The organism is Comamonas sp. A7-5, from assembly GCF_039581385.1.
Lineage (GTDB): Bacteria > Pseudomonadota > Gammaproteobacteria > Burkholderiales > Burkholderiaceae_C > Comamonas > Comamonas thiooxydans.
On sequence record NZ_JBCPWO010000029.1, the window covers coordinates 1 to 26,489 of the forward strand.

Here is a 26,489-nt window from a genome sequence, read left to right on the forward strand (position 1 = left end):
GTGCGGTTGTAGCTACGGCCGTTGGCATCTTTCACGGCGTGGGCCAGGTTGGCCTCGATGGCCAGCGGGTCCAGATCCAGCTGATCTACCAGCATGGTGCGGGCGCTGGCTCTGAAGCCATGCCAGCTTTGCTCTGTGCCGAAGCCCAGCCCATAGAGGGCGCTGCGCACGGAGTTGTCGGACAGGGGTCGGTCATGGTTGCGCTGGCCGGGGAACACGTAGCGGCCGTGGCCTGTGAGGGAGTGCAGCTCACGCAGCAGATCCACCGCCTGCAAGGGCATGGGCACCACATGCGGCTCTCCGTTTTCTTTCTCCTGCCTGGTGCGCTTCATCTTTTCGCAGGGAATGGTCCACAGGCCTGCGCCCAGATCCAGCTCGGCCCACTCCATCATGCGCAGGTTGCCGGGGCGCTGGTACAGCAAGGGCGCCAGCAGCAAAGCTGTGCGCACCAGCGGCCCGCCTTTGTAGGCGTGCATGGCCCGCAGCAGCTCGCCAAAGCGCTGCGGCTCGACGATGGCGGCAAAGTTCTTTGCATGGTACGGGGTGAGGCGGCTTTTCAGGCCTTCGGTAATGTCGCGCTGGCTGTTGCTGGCGGTAGGCAGCCAGTAGCGCCATATCTGGCGGGCCAGCATGAGTGCCCGGTCTGCCGTCTCCAGTGCGCCGCGCTCTTCTACCTTCTGCAAGACGGACAGCAGCTCCATGGGCTCGATGCCGGCCATGGGCCGCTGGCCCAGCCACGGGAACAGGTCGCGCTCCAGCTGCCTCAAGGTGCGTTCGGCATGGCCGGCGCTCCACCCGGCTACCTGCTTGCCGTGCCAGTCCAGCGCCACGGCCTGGAAGCTATCGCCGCGATCGAGCCCGCCTTTGAGCTTTTCCAGCTTGCGGGCCTCGATAGGGTCGCTGCCCTGCGCACGTTGCATCTTGGCAACATCACGCGCTTTGCGGGCTGCGGTCAGCCCTACGGCGGGGTAACTGCCCAAAGCAAGCTGCTTTTCTTTTCCGTCGGTGCGGTACTTGTAGAACCAGCGCTTGGAGCCGCTGGGGCTGACTTGCAGGTACAGCCCGCCAGCATCGGTGAAGCGCGCCTGCTTGCGATCAGGTGGGCAGATGGCGTTGCGGCAGTGGGCATCGGTCAGCATGAGGTACAGCCTTCCTAGGTGGGGGTACAAATTCCCGCTCTCAGCCCCAGGGTGGGGGTACAACGCATGGGCCGCCAGGCCGCATGGTTGCTGGGTTTGGCCTGAAAGTGGGGGTACAACTTAGCCAAAGTATAGGCTTTTGGCGAGTTGTACCCCCACTTGTACCCCCACTTGACCTCGGATGCCCACGAACCTTGGCGGACGATTACGGAAGGCAAGCCGTTGATTTACCAAAGAAAAAGGGCGTTCACTGGACTTCAGTGAACGCCCTTGGACGTTATGGTGGTGGAGCTGGCGGGAATTGAACCCGCGTCCGTAAGCCTTCGCCGGACAGATCTACATGTTTAGTGCTCTGTTTTAAATCTCGCCACCCAAACCCCGCAGGCACACGCTGCTTGGGTAGCCAGCTTCCTAAAATCTCGCCAAATACCAAGAAGCCCGGTATCCAGCCAGCTAATGTAAATTCCCTTGCAGCCGGGAGGTATTGCTACCCCCTTGCCCAGCCCACTAGCGTGCTGTTGCAAGGCTCACCGGATTAAGCGGCGAGTGCGAAACGTTCGTCGTTTGCAGTTAGTTTTTTGAATGGAGATTTACGAGCATCACTCAAGCTCGACATGCACCGCACCGGTCCCGAACCCACGTCGAAACCAGGACAGCCCCTTAGTGCCTATTCTAGCCTCATCCCAACAACTTCAACAGCTCAAGCGGTGAATTGATATGCGCATCGGCACCCCAGTGAACCGTATCTGCTGTCGCACCCAGGTAGCCATAGCGTGCAGCTACAGTTTTCATGCCCGCTGCTGCACCCGCCTGGATATCGCGCTCGTCATCTCCGACATAGATGCAATGCTCGGGAGCAATCTGCATGCGTCGTGCGGCTTCAAACAGAGGCTCGGGGTGAGGCTTGGAATGCGGCGTCGTGTCCCCGCTAACCACAGCTGCCGCCTGGGCGAACAAGGGCATCTGACGTGTCAGCGGCTCGGTGAAGCGCATGGACTTGTTGGTCACCACACCCCATAGAAGCGGGCCGGCTTCCAACGCCCGGATCAACTCGGGCACGCCATCAAAAGCATAGGTGCGCTCGGTCATGCATTGCTCGTAATTGCGAAAGAACTCCTCCCGCATTTCTTCGAAGCCGGCAGAATCGGGCGTCATGCCGAACGCAATACCCAGCATTCCACGCGCTCCAGCCCCAGCCATATGGCGGTAGGCATGGAGTGGCAACGACGGCATGCCGCGATCCACACGCATCTTGTCTGCTGCAGCCCCCAGATCAGGAGCGCTGTCGATCAAAGTGCCATCCAGATCGAAAAGAACGGCTCTAACGTGCTTCCACATGGCTGTCACTCCTGAGGGCGGCGTGTTGCCAGCATGTAATTGACCGAGGTGTCGTTGCTGAGCCAATAGCGGCCCGAGATCGGGTTGTGCTCCATGCCCTTGCTGCCTTGCACATCCAGGCCGGCTTCGCGCGCAAAGCGTGCCAACTCGCTTGGGCGCAGCAACTTGGCGTACTCATGAGTCCCTTTGGGAATCATCTTGAGCATGTATTCGGCAGCCACGATCGCCAACGCAAAAGCCTTGGCATTGCGATTGATGGTGGAAAAAAACACCCAGCCACCAGGCTTGACCAGCTGGGCACATGCCCGCACGATGGACGCAGGATCGGGCACATGCTCCAGCATTTCCATGCAGGTCACCACATCAAAGCTTGCCGGCTGCTCCTGCGCCAGTTGCTCGACGCTGACCTCATGGTATTGAATATTGGGCGTTCCCGCCTCCAGAGCATGCAGCTGCGCAACGCGCAAAGCCTTGGTTGCGAGATCGATACCCACCACCTTGGCCCCTTTGCGCGCCATGGAGTCTGCAAGAATGCCACCGCCACAGCCCACATCCAACACCCTCTGGTTCGCCAATGAGGCCTGGGCATTGATCCAGTCCAGTCTCAGGGGGTTGATCTGATGCAGTGGCTTGAATTCACTCTCGGGATCCCACCAGCGATGGGCCAGGCTGGAGAATTTTTCCAGTTCTGCCGGGTCGGCATTGATAGTGTTGCTCATGCCGCCATTGTCCGCGATTACAGCAATGAATCAGGCATAAAAAAAGCCCCGTTGCCGGGGCTTTTTGTGTAGCAATCGAAAGATTACTGAGCAGCCTTGGTGCCCACAACTTCGATTTCCACGCGACGGTTCTGAGCGCGGCCAGCAGCAGTCTTGTTGTCTGCCACGGGTTGCTTTTCGCCCTTGCCTTCGGTGTACACGCGGCTCTTTTCGATGCCCTTGGACACCAGATAAGCCTTCACAGCTTCAGCGCGACGCACCGACAGCTTCTGGTTGTAAGCATCGGAGCCCACGGAGTCAGTGTGACCCACGGCGATGATGACTTCCAGGTTGATGTCCTTGATCTTGCCGGTCAGGTCATCCAGCTTAGCCTTGCCTGCGGGCTTCAGCACGGACTTGTCGAAGTCGAAGAAAGCGTCAGCAGAGTAGGTAACCTTAGATGCCACTGCAGGCTGGGGAGCCACAGGAGCGGGAGGCACAACGGCGGGAGCGGGAGCAGCAACCTGGGCCTTCAGAGCACCGTCGCAATCAACAGCGGCAGTAGCAGGAGTCCAGTTGGCATCGCGCCAGCACAGTTCGTTCGTGCCGTTCTTCCACACCAGTTCGCTGGTGCCGTTTTGCCAGTTGTCGATAGTCTTGCCACCGTCAGCAGCCTTCACTTGTGCGCCAGCGGCTGTCACGAGGGCAGCAGAGGCAAACAACATCGCCACTTTGTTCAGTTTCTTCATGGTTCTCCTCTTGGGGAAAAAGCCGCAGCAGGGCTGCGAATCTGTGGACGTCATCAGTGACCATCACCAAAAACGTTGAAATGATTGTGCCATACGTAACATGCAAGAGTGTTGTCAACTAGGCACCAACAAGTAGTACAGCTATGTAATTCCTCAGTTATGTTGCTCTGCTGCCACACGCCATTCGACCTAAAATGGCTGTTTTCCAGCCGTCAAAGTATCACTAGACATGACCCAGTTTGCTAAAGAAACTCTGCCCATCAGCCTTGAAGAGGAGATGCGTCGCAGTTATCTCGATTACGCCATGAGCGTGATCGTGGGCCGGGCGCTTCCTGATGCGCGTGATGGCCTAAAGCCCGTGCACCGCCGCGTTCTGTACGCCATGCACGAACTCAATAACGACTGGAACCGCCCCTACAAGAAGTCGGCGCGTATCGTCGGTGACGTCATCGGTAAGTACCACCCTCACGGCGACAGCGCGGTCTACGACACCATCGTGCGCATGGCACAGGACTTCTCGCTGCGCCACATGCTGGTCGATGGCCAGGGCAACTTCGGCTCGGTGGACGGCGACAGCGCCGCCGCCATGCGTTACACGGAAATCCGCCTCTCCAAGATCGCTCATGAAATGCTGGGCGACATCGACAAGGAGACGGTGGACTTCGGCCCCAACTACGACGGCTCCGAGCAGGAGCCGCTGGTGCTGCCAAGCCGCCTGCCTAACCTGCTGGTCAACGGCTCCTCGGGTATTGCCGTGGGTATGGCCACGAATATCCCGCCGCACAACCTCAATGAGGTAGTGGACGGCTGCCTGCATTTGCTGCAGAACCCCGAAGCTTCCATCGACGAGCTGATGGAGATCATTCCCGCACCGGACTTCCCCACGGCCGGCATCATCTACGGCATCAACGGCGTCAAGGAAGGCTATCGCACCGGCCGTGGCCGCGTGGTGATGCGTGCCAAGTGCCACTTCGAGGACATCGACAAGGGTCAGCGTCAGTCCATCATCGTTGACGAGCTGCCCTACCAGGTCAACAAGAAGACGCTGCAGGAGCGCATGGCCGAGCTGGTGCACGAGAAGAAGATCGAGGGCATCAGCCATATCCAGGACGAGTCGGACAAGTCCGGCATGCGCCTGGTGATCGAATTGAAGCGCGGCGAAGTGCCCGAGGTGGTGCTCAACAACCTCTACAAGCTGACCCAGCTGCAAGACACCTTCGGCATGAACATGGTGGCCCTGGTCAATGGCCAGCCCAAGCTCTGCAACCTGAAGGATCTGATCCAGGTCTTCCTGGAGCACCGCCGCGAAGTGGTGACCCGCCGCACCGTGTTTGAGCTGCGCAAGGCGCGCGACCGCGGCCATGTGCTGGAAGGTCTGGCCGTCGCACTGGCCAATATCGACGACTTCATCGCCATCATCCGCAACGCTCCCACACCTCCCGTGGCCAAGGCCGCGCTGATGGAAAAATCCTGGGACAGCAAGCTGGTGCGCGAGATGCTCACCCGCACGCGCACCGATGGCGGCGTGGTCAATGCCGACGACTATCGCCCCGAGGGCCTGGAAGTCGAATTCGGCATGCAGCAAAACGGCCTGTACCGCCTGTCCGAAACCCAGGCCCAGGAAATTCTGCAGATGCGTCTGCAGCGCCTGACCGGCCTTGAGCAGGACAAGATCGTGGCCGAGTACAAGGACGTCATGTCGGTCATCGAAGACCTGCTGGACATCCTGGCCAAGCCCGAGCGCGTCTCCATCATCATTGGTGAAGAACTCAACGCCGTGAAGGCTGAATTCGGTCAGTCCAAGAAAGGCGAGCGTCGCTCCACCGTGGAGTACAGCGCGCAAGACCTGTCCACCGAAGACCTGATCACGCCCACCGACATGGTGGTGACGCTCTCGCACACCGGCTACATCAAGAGCCAGCCCCTGTCCGAGTACCGCTCGCAAAAGCGCGGCGGCCGCGGCAAGCAGGCCACGGCTACCAAGGAAGACGACTGGATCGACCAGCTCTTCATTGCCAACACGCACGACTATCTGCTGTGCTTCTCCAACCGTGGCCGCATGTACTGGCTCAAGGTCTGGGAAGTTCCCTCGGGTTCGCGCGGCTCACGTGGTCGCCCTATCGTCAACATGTTCCCGCTGCAGGAGGGCGAGAAGATCAACGTGGTGCTGCCGCTGACCGGCGAAAACCGCAGCTTCCCCGAAGATCACTTCGTCTTCATGGCCACCAGCATGGGCACCGTCAAGAAGACGGCGCTGACCGAGTTCAGCAACCCGCGCAAGGCCGGCATCATTGCCGTGGGCCTGGACGAGGGCGACTACCTGATCGGCGCTGCGCTGACCGACGGCAAGCATGATGTGATGCTGTTCAGCGACGGCGGCAAGGCGGTACGCTTTGACGAGAACGATGTGCGCCCCATGGGCCGCAATGCGCGCGGCGTGCGCGGCATGAACATCGAGGAGCATCAGAACGTGATCGCCATGCTGGTCGCCGAGGCCGACGACGGCACGGGCAACGTGGTGGCGGGTTCGCAAAGCGTGCTGACCGCCACCGAAAACGGCTACGGCAAGCGCACGGCCATCAGCGAATACACGCGCCACGGCCGCGGCACCAAGGGCATGATTGCAATCCAGCAGTCCGAGCGCAACGGCAAGGTCGTGGCTGCCACCCTGGTGGCGCCCGAGGACGAGATCATGCTGATTACCGATACCGGCGTGCTGGTGCGCACCCGGGTGGCGGAAATCCGCGAACTGGGCCGCGCCACGCAAGGCGTGACGCTGATCAATCTGGACGAAGGTGCCAAGCTCATCGGCCTGCAGCGCATCGTCGAAAATGATGCAAACGACAATGCCGGCGAGGACGGCGAAGCCGATGAATCCGGCAGCGCCAGCGCCGAAGGCGCAGCCGAGTCCGGCGACGCCTCCTGATCGGCCAGCCCCGGCTGCCCCGATACGGACCGGACGCCACGGGCATGGCCTCATGCCCGTGGCCCAATGTTTTGATAGCTGAAAGCGCAAGCCAGACAAGCGCTTTCACATGTTTTGAGCGTAAATCTGATGAACCGCCCTTTTAACTTCTCCGCAGGCCCCGCCGCCATCCCTGAAGAAGTGCTGCAAACCGCAGCCGCCGAAATGCTGGACTGGCACGGCTCCGGCATGGGGGTGATGGAAATGAGCCACCGTGGCAAGGAATTCATCAGCATTTACGAAGCCGCCGAAGCCGATCTGCGCGAGCTGCTGGCCGTGCCCGCCCACTTCAAGATCCTGTTCATGCAGGGCGGCGGCATTGCCGAAAACGCCATCGTGCCCATGAATCTGTCGCGCGCCGGCGTGGTGGACTTTGTGGTGACCGGCAGCTGGAGCCAGAAGTCGGCCAAGGAAGCCGTCAAGTACGCCAGCGATGCCAATGTGGCCGCCAGCGCCAAGGACAGCAACTACACCACGATTCCCGCCGCCGGCAGCTGGAATCTGAGCCGCGGCGCCAGCTATGTGCACATCTGCAGCAACGAGACCATTCATGGCGTGGAGTTCCATGAGCTGCCCGACCTCCAGGCCCTGGGCTCGGATGCACCTCTGGTCATCGACTTTTCCTCGCACGTGGCCTCGCGCTCCATCGACTGGAGCCGCGTGGGCCTGGCCTTTGGCGGCGCGCAGAAGAACATCGGCCCCGCGGGCCTGACCATCGTCATCGTGCGCGAAGACCTGCTGGGCCATGCCCTGCCCGTCTGCCCCTCGGCGTTTGATTACAAAACCGTGGCCGACAACGGCAGCATGTACAACACGCCTCCCACCTGGGGCATCTACATGGCCGGCCTGACCTTCCAGTGGCTCAAGCGCCAGACGGAAGGCGGCCTCAGCGGCGTGGCTGCCATGGAGGCGCGAAACATCGCCAAGGCCAAGCTGTTCTATGACTATGTGGACCAGTCCTCGTTCTATGTGAACAAGGTGGCCGCGAACTGCCGCTCGCGCATGAACATTCCGTTCTTCCTTCATGATGAGTCGCGCAACGACGCCTTCCTGGCCGGCGCCAAGCAAGCCGGCCTGCTGCAGCTCAAGGGCCACAAGTCCGTGGGCGGCATGCGTGCCAGCATCTACAACGCCATGCCCATAGCAGGCGTGCAGGCGCTGGTCGACTACATGCGTGACTTCGAGCAACGTCAGGCCTGAGCCCCACCCTTAGCCTTGTAAAAAGATGAGCTGCCAGCGCTTTATCTGCAAGTACTTCACCAAGGTATTGGTTTGAATTCATTGTGCAGCAAGCGCCAGCAGCTACGAAATTTGAGAGATTCATGAGCCAAGAACCCCAAGCCAGCCCCGAGCTGTTGTCGCTGCGCAACCAGATCGATTCCCTGGACCGCCAGTTGCTGGAGCTGGTCAACCAGCGCGCCCATGTGGCCGAGCAGGTGGGCGAGCTCAAGAAGAAGGAAGGCTCGGCCTTCTTCCGCCCGGACCGCGTGGCCCAGGTGATCGAGAAGATCAAGTCCAACAACCCCGGCCCGCTCAAGGGCGCGCATGTGGCCGCCATCTGGCGCGAAATCATGTCGGCCTGCCTGGCGCTGGAATCGCCCCAGCGCGTGGCCGTGCTCGGCCCTGCCGGCACCTTCTGCGAGGAAGCGGCGATCCAGTACTTCGGCGGCGCGGCCGACCTGATGTACTGCAACAGCTTCGAGGAAGTCTTTCATGCCACGGCCGCCGGCAGCGCCCAGTACGGCGTGGTGGGCGTGGAGAACTCCAACGAGGGCGTGGTCACGCGCTCGCTGGACATGTTCCTGCACACGCCCTGCCATGTGGTGGGCGAAGTCAGCATGCTGATCCGCCACAATCTGATGCGCACCAGCAATACGCTGGACGGCATCGAGGTCGTGGCAGCGCACCCCCAGGCTCTGGCCCAGTGCCAGGGCTGGTTGTCCAAGCATCTGCCGCATGCCGAACGTCGCCCCGTGGAGAGCAATGCCGAAGGCGCGCGCCTGGCGGCCCTGCACCCCAACTGGGCAGGCATTGCCGGCGAACGCGCCGCCCAGCAGTTCGGCCTGCACATCGTCAGCCACGCGATCCAGGACGATGCCTACAACCGCACGCGTTTTGCCGTCATCTGCCTGCCGCACACGCTGGCCACGGCCGCACCCAGCGGCAGCGACTGCACCAGCCTGGTGGTCTCGGTACCCAACACCGCCGGCGCCGTGCATGACCTGCTGGTGCCGCTGAAAAAGCACGGCGTCTCGATGACGCGCTTCGAGTCGCGCCCGGCCCGCACCGGCCAATGGGAGTATTACTTCTACATCGACATCGAAGGCCACCCAGCCCAGGCCAATGTGGCCTCCGCCCTGCAGGAGCTGCAGGGCCTGTGCGCGTTCTACAAGGTGCTGGGCACCTACCCGGTGAGCAAGTGATGGCAACTCAGGAATTGCAGCCGTTCGAGCAGCTCGGCTTGATCGGCTGCGGATTGATGGGCGGCTCCTTCGCCCTGGCTCTCAAGAAAGCCGGCCTGGTCAAGCGCGTGGTGGGCTACAGCAAATCGCCTTCGACCACCGAACGTGCGCGCCAGATGGGCGTGATCGACGTGGAAGCGCCCTCCGCCCTGCTGGCGGCGGCCGGCGCCGATCTGGTGCTGCTGGCCGTGCCCGTGGCGGCCACCGAGGCCACGCTCAAGTCCATCAAGCATCTGGTCACGCCCCAGATGATGATCATGGACGTGGGCTCCACCAAGGTCGATGTGGTGCAGGCTGCACGTTCGGCGCTGCGCGACCAGATCGGCAGCTTTGTGCCCGCCCACCCCATCACCGGCAAGGAAGTGGCCGGCGTGGAGCACGCCGATGTCAAGCTCTACCAGGGCGCCCAGGTCGTGCTGACACCGACGGAGCGCACGCTGACCGCGCATCTGGCCAAGGCCCAGGCGCTGTGGCAGGCCTTGGGATGCAAGGTCACGGCCATGTCGCCCGAAGCCCATGACAGCGCACTCGCCACCGTCAGCCACCTGCCCCATCTGCTGGCATTTGCCATGATGCAAAGCGTGCTGAGCCAACCCGGCGCCGACGATATGCTGGCGCTGGCCGGGCCCGGCTTTCGCGATTTCACGCGCATAGGCGCAGGCGACCCCAAGCTCTGGCGCGATGTGCTGCTGGCCAACCGCGATCAGGTGCTGGCCCAGTCGCGTCAGTTCCGCCAGGCGCTGGAGCAGCTCGAAGGGCTGATGCAGGCCAACGATGGCCAGGGCCTGCAGGACCGCCTGACCCTGGCCAGCGCCGCGCGCGCCGAATGGACCATGGGCGGCAAGCGAGGCTCTTAAACTAGCGGCGTCGATCTATTCACCCAACCGCCACAGACACCGGGCAACGCCCGCCGCGCAGCCCGGTGTCGAAGCAGCCAGGCTGCACAGGGGGTTACGAGAGTTTTATGTTCACCACTGAATTTCTGGACCTGCCCGCACTGGATTCCGCCAACGGCAGCGTCAGCCTGCCCGGCTCCAAAAGCATCTCCAATCGCGTGCTGCTGCTGGCGGCGCTGAGCCAGGGCACCACCACCATTCACGACCTGCTGGATTCGGACGACACCCGCGTCATGCTGGCCGGACTCAAGCAGCTGGGCTGCAGCATCACCCCGGATGCCGTCACACCCGGCCAGGCAATTGACGTCACCGGCATCGGCGGTCAGTTGCCTGCCGGCACCGCGGCGACGCTGTTCCTGGGCAATGCCGGCACGGCCATGCGCCCGCTGACTGCGGCGCTGTCGGTGCTGGGCGGCGACTTCGAGATGACGGGCGTTCCCCGCATGTACGAACGCCCCATCGGCGACCTGGTCGATGCGCTGCGCCAGCTGGGCTGCAAGATCGACTACCTGAAGGATGAAGGCTTTCCGCCCCTGAAGATCGGCCAGCCCGATTTCAGCCAGCTGGGTAGCGAATCCATCAAGGTGCGCGGCGATGTCTCCAGCCAGTTCCTGACCTCGCTGCTGATGGCCCTGCCCCTGCTGGCCAATGTCCCCGGGGCACAGCGCGACATCACCATCGAGGTGGTGGGCGAGCTGATCTCCAGGCCCTATATCCACATCACGCTGGAGCTGCTGGCGCGCTTCGGCATCGCCGTGAAAAACGACAACTGGCAGCGCTTTGTGATCCCCGCAGGCAGCCGCTATCAGTCGCCGGGCGCCATCCATGTGGAGGCCGATGCCTCGTCGGCCAGCTATTTCATCGCGCTGGGCGCGATTGCCACCGGCACCACCGATGACGCCGATGCCGACAACGCGCCGCAGCCCAAGAGCATCCGCATTCTGGGCGTGGGCCAGGACTCGATCCAGGGCGACATCCGCTTCATCGAGGCCGCCCAGGCCATGGGCGCACAGATCGAAAGCGGCCCCAACTGGCTGCAGGTCAGCCGTGGCAGCTGGCCTCTGAAGGCCATCGACCTCGATTGCAACCATATTCCCGACGCGGCCATGACGCTGGGCACCATGGCGCTGTATGCCGACGGCGTGACCACGCTGCGCAATATCGCCAGCTGGCGCGTCAAGGAAACCGACCGCATTGCCGCCATGGCGATCGAGTTGCGCAAGCTCGGCGCCTCGGTGGAAGAAGGTGCTGACTACATCCGCATCACGCCGCCCGCCGGCAAGACCGCCTGGAAAGCGGCCAGCATCCACACCTACGACGACCACCGCGTCGCCATGTGCTTCTCTCTGGCGGCCTTCAACCCGGCCAAGCTGCCGGTGCGCATAGAAGACCCCAAATGCGTGGCCAAGACCTTCCCCGACTATTTCGAGGCGCTGTTCTCCGTCAGCGAAGCCGAGCGCGAGCATATTCCCGTGATCTGCATCGACGGGCCAACGGCCTCCGGCAAGGGCACGATTGCCGCAGAAGTCGCCAGGGCACTGGGCTACCAACTGCTGGACTCCGGCGCGCTGTATCGCATCACCGGCCTGGCCGCATCGCGTGCCGGCATGACGCTTGACGAGTCGAACGAGGAAACCATTGCCGAGATGGCGCTGGACATGCCCGTGCGCTTCGATGCGCAGCAGCGTGTCTGGCTGGGTGACGAGGACATCAGCCTGGCCATTCGCAGCGAAGAAGCCGGCATGAATGCCTCGCGCGTATCGGCCCTGCCTGCCGTGCGCACCGCGCTGGTGGATCTGCAACTGTCCTTCCAGGCCCTGCCTGGGCTGGTTGCCGATGGCCGCGACATGGGTACGGTCATCTTCCCCCACGCCCCGCTGAAGGTCTATTTGTGGGCGTCTGCCCAGTGCCGCGCCGAGCGCCGATATAAACAGTTGATTTCCAAAGGAATTTCAGCTAATATGTCCACCCTTTTGGCAGACCTTGAGGCGCGCGACGCCCGCGATATGAATCGCAGCACCGCACCGCTCAAGCCCGCCGAGGATTCTTTGCAGCTCGACAGCTCCGAGATGACCATTGAAGAAGTGGTTGCCCAGGTGCTGTCGTGGTGGCAGGAACGCCAGCCGTTTGGCCGCTCTTGAGACTTCAGCTTGAAGTTTTCGGGACAGCCCCGCATCTGGCTTGTTGGCCCTTGATGCCAGGTTCTCGCAGACCGCGGACCGGCAGCAAGGTTGTTAACCTTTAACCCCCGTGGGCCTCAAACCCACAACCTCCGCAATCAGTCTTAAAAACGCTTGGCAATGGTGCCGACGGAAACCTGGTTGCGGGCAAGGAACTACATGTCTGAATCTTTTGCCGCCCTTTTTGAAGAGTCGTTGACACGCACCGAAATGCGTCCTGGCGAAGTTATCACCGCTGAAGTCGTGCGCGTTGAGCACAACTTCGTGGTGGTGAACGCCGGCCTGAAGTCGGAAGCCTACGTGCCCCTCGACGAGTTCAAGAACGACCAGGGCGAAGTCGAAGTCCAAGTGGGTGACTTCGTGTCCGTGGCCATCGGCTCCATCGAAAACGGCTACGGCGACACCATCCTGTCCCGTGACACCGCCAAGCGTCTGGCTTCCTGGCTGTCGCTGGAAAAGGCTCTGGAATCCGGCGAATTCGTGACCGGCACCACTTCCGGCAAGGTCAAGGGCGGCCTGACCGTTCTGGTCAACGGCATCCGCGCATTCCTGCCCGGTTCGCTGATCGACACACGTCCCATCAAGGACCTGACTCCCTACGAAAACAAGACCCTGGAATTCAAGGTCATCAAGCTGGATCGCAAGCGCAACAACGTGGTGCTGTCGCGCCGCGCTGTGGTGGAAGCCTCCATGGGCGAAGAGCGCGCCAAGCTGATGGAAACCCTGAAGGAAGGCGCTATCGTTCAGGGCGTGGTCAAGAACATCACCGAATACGGTGCGTTCGTGGACCTGGGCGGTATCGACGGCCTGCTGCACATCACCGACATGGCATGGCGCCGTGTGCGTCACCCCTCCGAAGTGGTGACTGCCGGCCAGGAAATCACTGCCAAGATCCTGAAGTTCGACACCGAAAAGAACCGCGTGTCCCTGGGTCTGAAGCAAATGGGCGACGATCCCTGGATGGGCGTGGCTCGCCGCTACCCCTCCGCCACCCGTCTGTTCGGCAAGGTCACCAACATTGCTGACTACGGCGCATTCGTGGAACTGGAACCCGGCATCGAAGGCCTGGTGCACGTTTCCGAAATGGACTGGACCAACAAGAACATTGCTCCCACCAAGCTCGTGTCCCTGGGCGACGAAGTGGAAGTCATGGTTCTGGAAATCGACGAAGACAAGCGTCGCATCTCCCTGGGCATGAAGCAGTGCAAGGCTAACCCCTGGCAAGAATTCGCCCAGAACACCAAGCGCGGCGACCGCGTGAAGGGCCCCATCAAGTCCATCACCGACTTCGGCGTGTTCGTGGGTCTGGCTGCCGGTATCGACGGCCTGGTGCACCTGTCTGACCTGTCGTGGAACGAAGCCGGCGAAGCCGCCGTTCGTAACTACAAGAAGGGTCAAGAAGTCGAAGCCATCGTGCTGGCCGTGGACGTTGAGCGCGAGCGCATCTCCCTGGGCATCAAGCAGCTGGACAGCGATCCCTTCACGACCTTCGTGACCGTGAACGACAAGGGCCAAGTTGTGACCGGCAAGGTCAAGACTGTGGACGCCAAGGGCGCTGAAATCGACCTGGGCGAAGACATCATCGGCTACCTGCGCGCTTCCGAAATCTCGCAAGACCGCGTGGAAGATGCTCGTTCCGTCCTGAAGGAAGGCGACGAAGTGACTGCCGTGGTGGTGAACGTGGATCGCAAGAGCCGCAACATCCAGCTGTCCATCAAGCAAAAGGATCACGCTGAACAGCAAGTCGCCATGGCTTCCCTGTCGGCTCAGTCCTCCAAGGAAAACGCTGGTACCACCAGCCTGGGCGCTCTGCTGCGCGCCAAGCTGGACGCTGACAAGTAAATCTTGCATCAGCCGGTCAGCCAGCTCGCCTGGCTGACCGCCAAGCGTCAAAGACAACGGGCGCCCTGTGCGCCCGTTGTTGTTTTCAACCTAGAGCCTCCGCCACCCGATGACCCGATCCGATCTCGTCGAAGAACTTGCCGCCCAATTTGGCCAACTCAACCAACGTGATGCCGAGCAGGCCGTCAAAACCATTCTGGATGCCGTCAGCGATGCCCTGGTGCGCGGTCACCGTATTGAAATTCGCGGCTTTGGCAGCTTTGCCATCAATCACCGCCAGCCCCGCATAGGCCGCAACCCCCGCTCCGGCGAGTCCGTTCAGGTTCCTTCCAAGCGCGTTCCTCATTTCAAGCCCGGCAAGGCCCTGCGCGAAGCCGTGGACAATCTCAAGGCCGAAGACTCCGCTGCCCAGCAGCCGCAGATCGCCTGAAGTCCGCGGACCCGTCAGGGCTGACCACGCCGTCCGTTTGCCAGTCCGCGCATAGGCTGGCCTAAAATCTTCCCGTCACACAAGGCGCATAAAGGGAAGCATGAAATACCTGCTGTGGCTGCTCAAGGCAGCCATTTTTTTCACTCTGTTCGCATTCGCACTCAACAACCAGCAAGACGCCACCGTGCATTTCTTCTTTGGCACGGCCTGGACGGCACCTCTGGTACTGGTGGTTCTGGCTGCTTTCGCGCTGGGCCTTTTTGTCGGAGTGCTGGGCATGGTGCCACGCTGGCTCAAGCATCGCAGCGCAGCGCGCGAGGCACAGGCCACTCAACAGGCACCGAACGCCGCAGCCAACGCCACCAGTGCAGCACCTGCGGTGAAGGAACAGAACTCTTCTTCGATCATTGCGCCGGGCGACGTGCATGGAATTTAATCTGACTTGGATTTTGCTGGGCCTGCCTGTGGCCTTTGTGCTGGGCTGGCTGGCCTCCCGCTGGGATTTGCGCCAGGTGCGAGCCGACAACCGCCAGGCTCCCAAGGCGTACTTCAAAGGTCTGAACTTTCTGCTCAACGAGCAGCAGGACAAGGCCATCGATGCCTTTATCGAGGCCGTACAGAACGACCCCGATACCACCGAACTGCACTTTGCACTGGGCAACCTGTTTCGCCGCCGCGGCGAATACAACCGTGCAGTGCGCGTCCACGAGCATTTGCTCAGCCGCGCCGACCTCACTCGCCCCGACCGGGACCGTGCCCAGCATGCACTGGCACAGGACTTTCTCAAGGCCGGCCTGCTGGACCGCGCCGAGGAGGCTCTGAACCGGCTGGAAGGCACGCAGTACGAAGGCGAAGCACGCCTGGCGCTGCTGGCCATCTACGAGCGCTCGCGCGACTGGGCCCAGGCAGCGGCCATCGTGCGCAAGATGCAGGCCGCCGGCCAGGGGGACTTCAGCACCCGGTTGGCCCACTATCTTTGCGAAGACGCGCAATCCCAGGTGGCCCATGGCCAGCTCGACAAGGCGTTTGCGCAGCTGCAACAGGCCTTGGAGACTGCGCCGCAAGCTCCGCGTCCCCGACTGGAGCTGGCCCAGCTCCAGCATCGACAGGGCCGCTCCGCACAGGCTTTGTCAAGTCTTCAGGCGCTGGCGCAGAACAGCCCAGCAGCCCTGCCCCTGGCAGCCAGCCTGCTTGTGGAAGTGGCCGAGGCAACGGGCGCGCTCGCCGAGGCTCGCGATCTGCTGCTCAAGCACTATGAACAGGCACCCTCGCTGGATCTGCTGCAGGCACTGGTCGCAGTTGATCAGAAAAGCGGTGACGCTGCAGCCCCCGGCCGCCAGCGCCTGGTGCAACACCTGGAGCATGAATCTTCCCTGGTGGCTGCCGCCCAATGGCTGGAAGGCGAGACACTGACCGAAGAGCAGTACCATGCCACCGTGCAGAAGGCGCTGAACCACGCTACCAAGCCCCTGACCCGCTACCGCTGCGCAGCCTGCGGCTTTGAAGCCCGCACTCATTTCTGGCATTGCCCCGGCTGCCAGAGCTGGGACAGTTACCCCGCACGCAGGGTCGAAGAGCTGTAAAGCACTTCCAGAAGACAAAAGAGCGTCCCTGGGCGCTCTTTTTCAATGCATGCAGGCGGCCCGTTTAATGGTCACCCCACTCATCGGCCGGCATATCCTGCTTGCCGATCAACCAGGGCAGGCGCGAGGACACGCCGACCAGTACCCCCACCGCCCAGAACAGGGCCGAGACACCGACCACCGTGCCCAGCGAGCCGAACAGCACCGGCATCAGCACGCTGGAGCCGTTGATGGCCATCATGCGCAATCCCAGCGCCTCGCCATGGCGCTCGGGTGGCGTGATCTGATGGATCATGCTCATCACCATGGGCTGCACCGATCCCAGCACTACGCCCAGCAAGACTGAACAGGCACCCATGGTCCAGGCTCCTGGCATGAAGGGATAGGCGATGAACAAGGCGCAGGCCGCAACCATGGCCCCCAGCACCACCTGCGATTCGGCCAGGCGGCGCGTGATGATGGGCATCAGCATGCGGATCACGGCCGCAGCAATCGCAAAAGCACCCAGGATGCTGCCTATCACCGAGGCAGGCAGTCCGCGCTCATGGCCCAGAATTGGCACGACAAAGGTGTGCACGTCCCAGCAAGAGGAAAGCGCCCAGTTCAGCAGCAACAGGCGCCTGAAGCCCCGGTTCTGCACCAGATCCCAGGCCGTTGCCTTCTGGTTCGCACTCTCGGTTTGCAACGCGGGCAGCTCCTGCACCGTTCTTGCCCAGAACCAGGCCGCCAGAGGCATCAGGGTCAGCAGCAGGAAGGCCGCCCTGAAACCTGTGGTGCTGGCCGCTTCGCCGCCGGCGTAGTCGATCAGCAGACCGGCCGCGAAAGGCCCCAAAAAATTGGAGATGGCCGGCCCGATCGCCAGCCAGCTGAAGACCTTGCGCAGCTCGTCCTTGTTGTGCGCCATGCGCCCCACATGGCGCTGCAGGGCGATCAGTGCCATGCCGGCTGCGCCGCCCGTCAGCAAAGCGCTCAGGCACAGCACCGGATAAATCGGGAACAGCACCGCCACTCCCGCTCCGGAACAGGCGGCCACCACACTGATGATGAGCGGGCGCTTGAGCCCGTGACGGTCCGCATAGCGCCCCGCAGGCAAGGACAGAAACACCTGGGTCAGTGCGAACAGCGCCAGCAGCATGCCGACCGCGGCTGCGCTATAGCCCTCCTTGAGCGCCAAAAGCGGCGTGGCCATGCGCATGCCCGTCATGGTGCCGTGGATACAGACTTGCGCAAGAATCAGGCGCAGCAGGGCCGCGTTCATTCCTGGTCCTCGGCGGCAAGCTGATCACCCTCAGCCGACGCAGCCGGAAACAGGGGCTGGCCCTGACCGTCTCCATTCGGCAGCTCCTGCACATTGCGCAAATGGCGCTGAATGGCGCGCGTGCGCACACCAACCTGATCAAACTTGCGCGCGGCGGCATCGATGGACTTGCGCGTAGCCTCCACCACCTCGCCGAACTTGCCGAACTCGGTCTTGACCTGACCGAGCACGCCCCAGACTTCGGAGGAGCGCTTCTCGATCGCCAGCGTCTTGAAGCCCATCTGCAGGCTGCTGAGCATGGCGGCCAGATTCGCGGGACCGGTAATCACGATGCGATGCTCATTCTGCAGCGCCTCGACCAGTCCCGGACGTCGCAACACCTCTGCAAACAGGCCTTCGGTGGGCAGATACATGACGGCAAAGTCCGTGGTGTGCGGCGGTGCGATGTACTTGCTCGCGATCTTTTTGGCTTCGCCGCGAATCGATGTCTCGAAGGCATTGCCTGCAGCGGCAATGGCCACGCGATCTGCGCTGTCCTGGGCATCCTGCAGGCGCTGATAATGCTCGACTGGATATTTGGCATCGATGGGCAGCCAGACGGGCTGCTCCTCGTTGCGGCCCGGCAGCCGGATGGCGAACTCGACCAGCTCATCACTGCCAGGCACGGTCTTGACGTTTCTCGCGTACTGCTCGGGTGTGAGCACATTGTCGATAATGCTGCCCAGCTGCAGCTCGCCCCAGGTGCCGCGCGACTTCACATTGGTCATCACGCGCTTCAGATCGCCTACGCTGCCCGCCAGGGTCTGCATCTCGCCCAGCCCCTTGTGCACCTGCTCCAGCCGATCGCTGACCAGCTTGAAGGACTCGCCCAGACGCTGCTCCAGCGTGGCATGCAGTTTTTCATCGACAGTGCGGCGCATCTCGTCGAGCTTGAGGGAATTTTCACTCTGAATCGTGGCCAGTCGCTCGTTGAGCGTTGCGCGCAGCTGCTCGGCCGTGGTCTGCTGGCCCTGTGCCAGCGCAGCCAGTTGCTGGCTCACCGCATTCTGCAACACGGCAAACTGATGGCGCAGTTGCTCGCCATTGCTTCCCAGCTGATCCTTGAGCGCAGCCCCCATATTGGTACTCATATGCGTGAGCTGCTGCTGGATATCGCCCTTGAGCGAGTCCAGCGTACCGCGCGTCGTCTCGGCCAGGGCCTCGAAGCGCTGCTGGACATGGACTGCCTGCTCGGCACTGCTTTGGGCCAGTGCCGCGCGGGCTTGCTGGCTGTCGCCCGTCAGCCGCTGCGCTAGCTGGGCAACGTCTTCACGAAAGGATGCCAGCGCCGCCGCCTGCTCGCGCCGTGCGGCCAGTGCATCTTGCTGGGCCTGGGCCAACTGGGTCTGTACATGCTGGGTGACACGGTCCAGGGCTCCATCGCTCTTGGCCACCGTCATCTGGGTACTCTGGCTGCTGCGCTCCAACTGCTGCAGCCTGACATCCAGCGCCTGCAATCCCTGCAGCAGCTGGGCTTGCAGCCTCATCGCATCAGGGCCGAGAGCAAGTTCCGTCTGACGGCGCAGCCCCTGCAGCCACCACAGCAGCACCAGAAGCAGGCCCACCATCAATACGGCTAGCGCCGCCAACCCAAGCCACCACGTAGTCACTGTCTTGCCACGCCTTTCGCACTCTTTTTTTCATAGCTGCAAGCGCTTATCAGCAAAGCGCTGCAAACCTATTCATTGAATTTCCGCCTTGGGCATTGCAGACTGAAGTTTGCAAGCACTAGCGCGCAGGCAAATTATCAGTCCTCAGAGCCAAGAAAAATTCAATGCGATCAGAAGTGCTGCTTCCGATTGCAGCCTTGGTGACAGCAAGGCTGCAGTCGGTTGACGCAAGGATCAGGCGTCGGGGCCCACTTGCTGGGCAATGGCCATGGCGAACTTGCCGCCGCCCACGGACCAGTCGGAATAGTCGTTTTCGTGCGTGAAGATGAACACATCGCTGGGTGCGACGTCCGCATCTTTTTCCAGATTGGCAGCGATGTTGGCGTACAGCGCGCGCTTCATGGCATCGCTGCGCCCACGGCGCATGGTGATCTCGACCACGACCACGCGGTCCGAGCGCTTGTAGCCGTTGAAAGTGCGGCTGAAGAAGAACTTCTGCTCGTCATATTCCTCAACCATGTTGAACAGCTCATCGGCGGGCATGCCGATGCCGTCGATCAGGGCCTGATGAATACCGTTGACGATGGCCTGGCGCTGGGCGGGCGTGGTGTCCTTGTGGACGCTGGTGCGGATAAAAGGCATTGCTGTCTCGCTTGATATAAAAAAGCCCGCTGTGCGCACAGACGCCAAGCGGGCAGAAATTATCAAAGCCGACAACGCACTCAGAGCACGTATTCGCCCTCAAACTGATATGACGTGATACGGCCTAATCTCGGCATCAGGCCAACTGATTGACGGGCGTCAGCGGCCCCTTGCCGGCAAAGAACGAGATCAGGTTGTCTGCCGCCAGCCCCGCCATGGCCGTACGCGTACCCTTGGTGGCGCTGGCGATATGAGGTGTCAGCACCACATTGGGCACGGTCAGCAGATCCGGATGCACGACAGGCTCACCCTCGAACACGTCCAGCCCCGCTGCGGCAATGCGCTTATCCTTGAGTGCCTGGGCCAGAGCCGCATCATCGACGATGCCGCCACGCGCAATATTGATCAGCGTGGCCGTGGGCTTCATCCGGGCAATTTCTGCCGCGCCTATGGTGTGGCGGTTCTCGGGGGTGAATGGCAGCACCAGCATCAGATGGTCTGCACGTTCGAGCAGCTCCTGCTTGCCGACATAGCTGGCCTTGCACTCGGCTTCCAGCGCAGCATCCAGACGCGAGCGGTTGTGATAGATCACCTCCATGCCAAAGCCGTAAGCCGCACGGCGTGCAATGGCCTGACCGATGCGGCCCATGCCCAGGATGCCCAGCGTGCTGCCATGCACCTCGGCACCCGCAAACAGGTCGTAATGCCAGTCCTTCCAGAGCCCGGCACGCAGATAGTGCTCGCTCTCGGCAATGCGGCGCGCCGTGGCCATCAGCAGGGCAAAGCCGAAATCAGCCGTGGTCTCGGTCAGCACATCGGGGGCATTCGTGCCCTGCACGCCCGCGGCCGTCATCGCGGGCACATCGAAATTGTTGTAGCCCACAGCCATGTTGGCCACGATCTTGAGCTGCGGGCAGGCGGCCAGCAACTCGGCATCGATGCGCTGCGAACCCGTGGTCAGCACGCCATCCTTGCCCTGCAACTGCTGTGCCAGCTCTGCCGGAGACCAGACCACATCGTCCTGATTGGACTGCACTTCAAAATGCTGCTGCAACCTCTGCACCACCTCGGGTGAAATGGCGCGGGCAATCAAGATACGGGGCTTTTGACTCATCGCGTTGTCTCCTCATTCATCTTTTTAGAACATATCAGCTCGCCCGGCACAGCCCGAGCTATCAAGCAAGGACCGTCCTGCAGCAATGATGTCGCCCCCTCAAGGGGAGAGCCATCACCTAAACCAAATCCAGGTAATCAAAACCAGCAGAGGTACCAGCACGCAGACCGACCAGAGCATGTAGCCGAAAAAGCCCGGCATCTTCACGCCGCGATCTTCGGCAATCGCCTTGACCATGAGATTGGGCGCATTGCCAATGTATGTGTTCGCTCCCATGAACACGGCACCGGCAGAAATGGCTGTCAGCGTCAGCGCCATCTCGGTCATGAGGTGCGCGGGGTCGCCACCGGCGGTATTGAAGAACACCAGATAAGTCGGAGCGTTGTCGAGGAAGGAGGACAGCAGACCCGTGGCCCAGAAATACATGGCCGGGTTGGGCGTGCCATCGGCATTGGTGACTGCGCGCACCACGGCTCCGAACGGGCCATCGACACCGGCTTTAAGCATGGCGATGACGGGAATGATGGTCAGGAAAATACCTGCAAACAGCTTGGCCACTTCCTGCATGGGACCCCAGCCGAACTCATTGGCCTGATGCACACGAGCGGGTGTGAGCTTGAGCGAAAGCAGAACCACGGCAAGCAAACCCAGATCGCGCACCAAACCGGGCAGGCCCACATGGGTCCCGGCGATCTCGATACCCGCAGGAGTGCGCCAGATGCCGCTGACCAGCACCAGAGCCACCACCACCATCAGCAGCACAAAGTTCACACGGCCTTCAAAGCCCAGGCGGCTTTGAGCCCCGGTCACATCCATGCTGGGCGTGGGATCGGGCAGATCGGTCTCGCCCTTTTGCCCCATCAGCCTGTGATCTATCACATAGAAGATGGCCAGCAGCGCCAGCGTGAGGAACAACATCGGGCCCCAGATATGGCTCACCGTCCAGAAGAAGTCCACCCCCTTCAGAAAGCCCAGAAACAGCGGCGGATCTCCAAGCGGCGTCAACGCCCCCCCGGCATTGGAGACGATGAAGATGAAAAACACCACCACATGAGCCTGATGACGGCGGTTGTCGTTGGCGCGCAGCAAGGGACGTATCAGCAGCATCGAAGCCCCGGTCGTGCCCATGAAGCTGGCCAGCACCGCTCCAATGGCCAGGATGGCGGTATTCAACCCCGGCGAACCACGCAGATTGCCGCGCACATAGATGCCTCCGGCCACCGTGTACAAGGCGGTCAGCAGGATCACGAATGGCAGATACTCGGCCAGCAAGGCATGCACCAGATTCACGCCCGCCGCGCCCAGACCATAGACCAGCGCAAAAGGCAGCAGGAAGGCCAGCGCCCAGCCGGCAGTGACCTTGCCGAAATGGTGATGCCAGAATTGCGGAAGCAGCAGCGGCAGCAGCGCAATGGACAGCAGCATGCCCACAAACGGCAAGCCCCAGGCCACGGACATGGCTGCGCCGTCAATGTCTGCGGCCTGCGCGGTGGCCGCTGCCAGCGTCAGCAGCGCGGCCGCCGCGGTTTTCATAAAAGATTTGCTGTTCAAACGCCCATCCTCTCTGCTCTTTGCCCTGCAACAGGCATAACTCCCGCCAATGATTCTTTGATTTCTATGCCGGCGAAACCGGCTCCGGCGGCGCAATGCTGAACACCTGGCGCAGATAGGCCAGGTATTTTTCATCGTCACACATGCTCTTGCCCGGTGTGTCCGAGAGCTTTGCCACGGGCTGGCCGTTGCAGCGCGTCATCTTGATCACGATCTGCAATGGCACATGCTCGGGGGGATTTCCCAAATCGTTGGTCAGATTGGTGCCGATGCCGAACGCCAGCTGGCAGCGACCGTTGAAGCGCTCGAACAACCCGATGGTTTTGGGGATGGTCAACCCGTCGCTGAAGATCAGCACCTTGCTCAGCGGATCGATCTTGTTGGCCTTGTAATGCGCTATCAGACGCTCGCCCCACTCAAACGGGTCGCCGCTGTCATGACGCGCACCGTCAAAAAGCTTGCAGAAGTACAGATCGAAATCACGCAGAAAGGCCGACATGCCATAGACGTCGGACAGCGCAATCCCCAGATCGCCCCGGTACTCGCGCGCCCAGGACTCGAAGCCGAAGATCTGGCTGTCGCGCAGGCGCGGGCCCAGCGACTGGCAGGCCTGCAGATATTCATGGGCCAAGGTGCCCAGCGGGATTAGGCCCAGCTTCATCGCATACAGCACATTGCTGGTGCCCGCCAGTTGCCCCTTGCGCTGACCGTTGACGCGCGCCGCCCCCGAATGACCCAGCCTGGCGCAAAGCACCCGCAGCACCTCTTCATGCCAGGCTCTGGAAAAGCGCCTGCGGGTGCCGTAATCGGCAATCTTGAGCGTCTCAAGGCCAGGCGCCTGCAGCAGCTCGATCTTCTCGTCCAGGCGCTTGCGTCCTTCCAGAAAGTTGGGGACGGGCTGGGTGTTGCGGAAATACACCTCGTTGACGATGGCCAGCACCGGGATCTCGAACAAGATGGTGTGCAGCCAAGGGCCCTGGATGGTGATGTCGATCTCGCCGCTGGCCAGGGGCGTGACCGTGATGTATTTGTCGTTGAGCTGGAACAGGCTCAGGAAATCGACAAAATCGCTCTTGATGAAACGCAGCGAACTCAGATAGGCCAGCTCGGCATCCTGAAAGCGCAGCTTGCACAGAGAGCGGATTTCTTCGCGGATTTCATTGACGTACGGAGCCAGCTGCACGCCCGGGTTGCGGCATTTGAAGCGGTACTCCACCTGCGCCCCCGGAAACTGATGCAGCACCACCTGCATCATCGTGAATTTATACAGGTCGGTGTCTAGCAGACTGGTGATGATCATGGACGACGGTGGGCCTGGCGGTCCGTTCAGTCATGGAACAAGGCTGGCTCAAAACACAGGCTGCGCCAGCCTCAACAGAGACTGACGAGTGTAGGCGATTCCACACTCTGCACCGTACTCACGGCCCCTAAGCGCTTCTTGCAGATGCGGGCTTCGGATTTGCCGCCAGATATATCAATCGGATCAGAATCAAACCTTTGATATACATACGCAAGAAGCTATCGTTTTTGCTATTCACCAGCGGGCTCTGCACGCAGCAGTGACTGTAGTGCCGCCCGCAAGGGCTCGGGCAAAGGCACGGGCCGGCGCGTCTGTCTGTCGACATAGACATGCACAAAATGCCCGGCAGCAGCCGACTGGCTCGCCCCCCTGGCAAACAGACCCACTTCATAGCGCACGCTGGAGCTCCCCAGATGGGCCACGCGAATACCCGCTTCCACGGCTTGCGGGAAAGCCAACGAGGCAAAGTAATTGCACTGGGTCTCTATCACCAGGCCAATCGTCTGCCCATCATGAATATCCAACGCGCCCTGCTCTATCAGATACGCATTGACCGCGGTATCAAACCAGCTGTAGTAGATGACGTTGTTCACATGACCGTAAACATCGTTGTCCGACCAGCGGGTGCTGATTTCACGAAACACGGGATAGGAGTCGCGCGCCTGCGGCTGGGCGCGCAAAGGTTTGCCATGAGATAACGATGCAGTCATGCAGTCATTTTGCAGAGCCGCCCCGGCGCCGCCAGCACCACCGCGACAGGGCTTGCAGGTTGTCACTCATCAACGCATGACGCACCGCACAAAGAAAACACGCTACTTCAATTTTTGTCAGTTATCAGACATAACAAAGTCTTTTAAAAATCAGATACTTATCAAAAACAAAGAGTCATTATTTTTTTTGCTGCAGCGCAACAAATTAAAGCTTGCATTGCCACAAATTCTCTTTCACAATGCACCCATGCTGCACTGCAACATACGACTGGCAAAGATAGCGGTCATGTCAGAGCAGACGTTTCCTCCGGTCCGATCCCTTTGTTAGATCCGTAATTTTGGAGAATTGCCATGAGCCTGACCCCTGACCAAATCCTGAGCGCACAAAAAGCCCACTTCGAGACACTGTTCGGCCTGACCAGCAAAGCTTTCGAAGGTGTGGAAAAGCTGGTGGAACTGAACGTCACCGCCTCGCGCGCCGCACTGGCCGAAGCTGCCCAGCACACCCAGGCCGTGCTCAGCGTCAAGGACGCCCAGGAACTGCTGACTCTGCAAGCAGGCCTGTTCCAGCCGCTGGCCGAGAAAACCGCTTCCTACAGCCGCCACCTGTACGACATCGCCAGCAACACTGCCGGCGAATTCAACAAGACGCTGGAAGCCCAGTCCACCGAAGCTCGCAAGAACTTCAATGCCCTGCTGGACAACACGACCAAGAATGCTCCTGCCGGCTCCGAATCCGCTGTTGCCATGGTCAAGAGCGCAGTCTCTGCCGCCAACAACGCTTTCGAATCCGTGCAAAAGGCTGTGAAGCAAGCCTCCGACATGGCCGAAGCCAACTTCAACGCTGCCACCAAGACAGCAACCGAAGCTGTCAAGGCCACGACCGCTGCCAAGCGTTAAGAACATGGTTACTGACATGCTTGGCAAAGACTAGGGTTTACCCTATAATCACCAGCATGTCAGGTCGGCATACATTGAATCAGATGCTGACCTTGCGCAAGTTGTCTCCTTGGATCCTCCTGAAACCCCCGTTTCATGGATCCCTTCAAAGCCCAGTCTTCCCGATTGGGCTTTTTTTTATGCGCGCTTTCCTCAGGTCGCCAGTTCCTTCACTCTGTGCATAATTGACGTTTACGTCAACGTCAATAGACATCGAACAAGGAGACAGTTCATGCAGATTCAGGATCGCGTATTCATCGTGACCGGCGGCGCTTCAGGCTTGGGCGAAGGTACGGCGCGCATGCTGGCCGCCAACGGCGGCAAGGTCGTGATTGCCGACATGAATGCAGAGCGCGGCGAGGCCGTAGCCAGTGAGATCGATGGCGTCTATCTGCGCTGCGATGTCAGCAATGAGGCCGATGGTCAGGCCGTGGTCGCCAAAGCCACCAGCCTGGGCAAACTCGCCGGCCTGATCAACTGCGCCGGTATTGCACCGGCCGAGAAAACCGTAGGCAAGAGCGGCCCGCACAGCCTGGCCGTCTATACCAAGACCATCATGGTCAACCTGGTCGGCACCTTCAACATGATTCGCCTGGCAGCGGATGCCATGAGCAAGAATGAGCCAGAGCCTACTGGCGAGCGCGGTGTGCTGATTTCTACCGCCAGCGTCGCAGCCTATGACGGCCAGATCGGTCAGGCCGCCTACTCTGCCTCCAAGGGCGGCGTGGTCGGCATGACACTGCCCATTGCTCGCGACCTGGCTCGCAGCGGTATTCGCAATATGACGATTGCTCCCGGCATCTTCGGCACCCCCATGCTGTTCACCATGCCGCAGGAAGTTCAGGATGCACTGGCTGCCAGCGTGCCCTTCCCCAGTCGCCTAGGCAAACCCGAGGACTACGCCAAGCTGGTCAAGCAGATCCTGGAAAACGACATGCTCAATGGTGAAGTCATCCGCCTGGACGGCGCCATTCGCATGGCCCCGAAATAATGGGTAAATCAAAGGCCTTGCCGCAAGGCCTTTTCTCGGGATCCCGGGCAAAG

The 26,489-nt window shown here is 61.2% G+C and carries 22 protein-coding genes and 1 other RNA gene; 11 read left to right on the forward strand and 12 right to left on the reverse strand.

The annotated features are described in order from the left end of the window. From AAIL67_RS24105 to ompA, 5 genes are all read right to left on the reverse strand, one after another. The coding region (locus AAIL67_RS24105) for an integrase arm-type DNA-binding domain-containing protein (RefSeq protein ID WP_343485329.1) at nt 1–1,139 on the reverse strand (1,139 nt) is incomplete at its 3' end. A gap of 283 nt (nt 1,140–1,422) precedes the next feature. Next, nucleotides 1,423–1,799, reverse strand: a transfer-messenger RNA (tmRNA) gene (gene ssrA, locus AAIL67_RS24110). An 18-nt stretch (nt 1,800–1,817) separates the two neighbouring features. Next, entirely contained in the window at nt 1,818–2,477 is a 660-nt protein-coding gene (locus AAIL67_RS24115) for an HAD-IA family hydrolase (protein ID WP_034358986.1), read from the reverse strand. 5 nt (nt 2,478–2,482) lie between these two features. Then, nucleotides 2,483–3,196 (reverse strand): bifunctional 2-polyprenyl-6-hydroxyphenol methylase/3-demethylubiquinol 3-O-methyltransferase UbiG, encoded by a 714-nt coding sequence (ubiG, locus tag AAIL67_RS24120; protein WP_034379003.1) that lies wholly within the window; start codon nt 3,194–3,196, stop codon nt 2,483–2,485. Nucleotides 3,197–3,279: 83 nt separating this feature from the next. Next, nucleotides 3,280–3,924 (reverse strand): outer membrane protein OmpA, encoded by a 645-nt coding sequence (gene ompA / locus AAIL67_RS24125; RefSeq protein WP_003067660.1) that lies wholly within the window; start codon nt 3,922–3,924, stop codon nt 3,280–3,282. 229 nt (nt 3,925–4,153) lie between these two features. Between ompA and gyrA the strand changes: the two genes are divergently transcribed. The 9 genes from gyrA to lapB all read left to right on the forward strand — a co-directional run bounded on the left by gyrA (nt 4,154) and on the right by lapB (nt 16,282). Then, on the forward strand, nt 4,154–6,850 hold the full coding sequence (gene gyrA / locus AAIL67_RS24130; RefSeq protein ID WP_034358983.1) for a DNA gyrase subunit A: 2,697 nt from the start codon (nt 4,154–4,156) through the stop codon (nt 6,848–6,850). A gap of 129 nt (nt 6,851–6,979) precedes the next feature. Then, a complete protein-coding gene (gene serC, locus AAIL67_RS24135; protein WP_343485330.1) occupies nt 6,980–8,089 on the forward strand; it encodes a 3-phosphoserine/phosphohydroxythreonine transaminase in 1,110 nt (369 codons plus the stop codon). A 122-nt stretch (nt 8,090–8,211) separates the two neighbouring features. Further along, the gene (gene pheA / locus AAIL67_RS24140) at nt 8,212–9,312 is read left to right on the forward strand and encodes a prephenate dehydratase (RefSeq protein ID WP_343485331.1); all 1,101 of its coding nucleotides are present in this window, start codon (nt 8,212–8,214) and stop codon (nt 9,310–9,312) included. After that, nucleotides 9,312–10,208, forward strand: coding sequence for a prephenate dehydrogenase/arogenate dehydrogenase family protein (locus AAIL67_RS24145; protein WP_045840275.1), 897 nt, complete (start codon nt 9,312–9,314; stop codon nt 10,206–10,208). Before pheA ends, AAIL67_RS24145 begins: the two co-directional genes overlap by 1 nt. Before the next feature lie 107 nt (nt 10,209–10,315). Then, a complete protein-coding gene (locus tag AAIL67_RS24150; RefSeq protein ID WP_343485332.1) occupies nt 10,316–12,388 on the forward strand; it encodes a bifunctional 3-phosphoshikimate 1-carboxyvinyltransferase/cytidylate kinase in 2,073 nt (690 codons plus the stop codon). A 198-nt stretch (nt 12,389–12,586) separates the two neighbouring features. Then, nucleotides 12,587–14,269, forward strand: coding sequence for a 30S ribosomal protein S1 (rpsA, locus tag AAIL67_RS24155; protein ID WP_003057144.1), 1,683 nt, complete (start codon nt 12,587–12,589; stop codon nt 14,267–14,269). Between the two features lie 109 nt (nt 14,270–14,378). Continuing rightward, nucleotides 14,379–14,699, forward strand: a complete 321-nt coding sequence (locus AAIL67_RS24160) for an integration host factor subunit beta (protein WP_003067668.1) — start codon at nt 14,379–14,381, stop codon at nt 14,697–14,699. A 100-nt stretch (nt 14,700–14,799) separates the two neighbouring features. After that, nucleotides 14,800–15,135: a LapA family protein gene (locus tag AAIL67_RS24165; protein WP_034378993.1), complete on the forward strand. Its 336-nt coding sequence runs from the start codon at nt 14,800–14,802 to the stop codon at nt 15,133–15,135. Continuing rightward, nucleotides 15,125–16,282 carry a lipopolysaccharide assembly protein LapB gene (lapB, locus tag AAIL67_RS24170; RefSeq protein WP_063665119.1) on the forward strand — a complete coding sequence of 386 codons (1,158 nt, stop codon included), beginning with the start codon at nt 15,125–15,127 and terminating at the stop codon, nt 16,280–16,282. Before AAIL67_RS24165 ends, lapB begins: the two co-directional genes overlap by 11 nt. A gap of 64 nt (nt 16,283–16,346) precedes the next feature. Here the strand turns inward: lapB and AAIL67_RS24175 are convergent, their stop codons facing one another. From AAIL67_RS24175 to AAIL67_RS24205, 7 genes are all read right to left on the reverse strand, one after another. Next, nucleotides 16,347–17,540 (reverse strand): MFS transporter, encoded by a 1,194-nt coding sequence (locus AAIL67_RS24175; RefSeq protein ID WP_034358972.1) that lies wholly within the window; start codon nt 17,538–17,540, stop codon nt 16,347–16,349. Then, nucleotides 17,537–19,066: a DNA recombination protein RmuC gene (gene rmuC / locus AAIL67_RS24180; protein ID WP_224651090.1), complete on the reverse strand. Its 1,530-nt coding sequence runs from the start codon at nt 19,064–19,066 to the stop codon at nt 17,537–17,539. Before rmuC ends, AAIL67_RS24175 begins: the two co-directional genes overlap by 4 nt. 357 nt (nt 19,067–19,423) lie before the next feature. Then, on the reverse strand, nt 19,424–19,831 hold the full coding sequence (locus AAIL67_RS24185; RefSeq protein WP_012837593.1) for a tautomerase family protein: 408 nt from the start codon (nt 19,829–19,831) through the stop codon (nt 19,424–19,426). Between the two features lie 136 nt (nt 19,832–19,967). Then, on the reverse strand, nt 19,968–20,945 hold the full coding sequence (locus tag AAIL67_RS24190) for a D-glycerate dehydrogenase (RefSeq protein ID WP_224650267.1): 978 nt from the start codon (nt 20,943–20,945) through the stop codon (nt 19,968–19,970). Between the two features lie 114 nt (nt 20,946–21,059). Then, complete coding sequence (locus AAIL67_RS24195; protein ID WP_224650266.1) at nt 21,060–22,478, reverse strand: sodium:proton antiporter; 1,419 nt, start codon at nt 22,476–22,478, stop codon at nt 21,060–21,062. 82 nt (nt 22,479–22,560) lie between these two features. Next, nucleotides 22,561–23,796, reverse strand: a complete 1,236-nt coding sequence (gene pncB / locus AAIL67_RS24200; RefSeq protein ID WP_034378986.1) for a nicotinate phosphoribosyltransferase — start codon at nt 23,794–23,796, stop codon at nt 22,561–22,563. A gap of 230 nt (nt 23,797–24,026) precedes the next feature. Beyond that, a complete protein-coding gene (locus AAIL67_RS24205) occupies nt 24,027–24,506 on the reverse strand; it encodes a thioesterase family protein (protein WP_012837589.1) in 480 nt (159 codons plus the stop codon). A gap of 351 nt (nt 24,507–24,857) precedes the next feature. Here AAIL67_RS24205 and AAIL67_RS24210 point away from each other — a divergent pair, with 351 nt between their 5' ends. Then, complete coding sequence (locus AAIL67_RS24210; RefSeq protein ID WP_003067688.1) at nt 24,858–25,406, forward strand: phasin family protein; 549 nt, start codon at nt 24,858–24,860, stop codon at nt 25,404–25,406. 271 nt (nt 25,407–25,677) lie between these two features. Continuing rightward, nucleotides 25,678–26,436: a 3-hydroxyacyl-CoA dehydrogenase gene (locus AAIL67_RS24215; protein WP_034358959.1), complete on the forward strand. Its 759-nt coding sequence runs from the start codon at nt 25,678–25,680 to the stop codon at nt 26,434–26,436. The last annotated feature ends 53 nt before the right edge of the window (nt 26,437–26,489 follow it).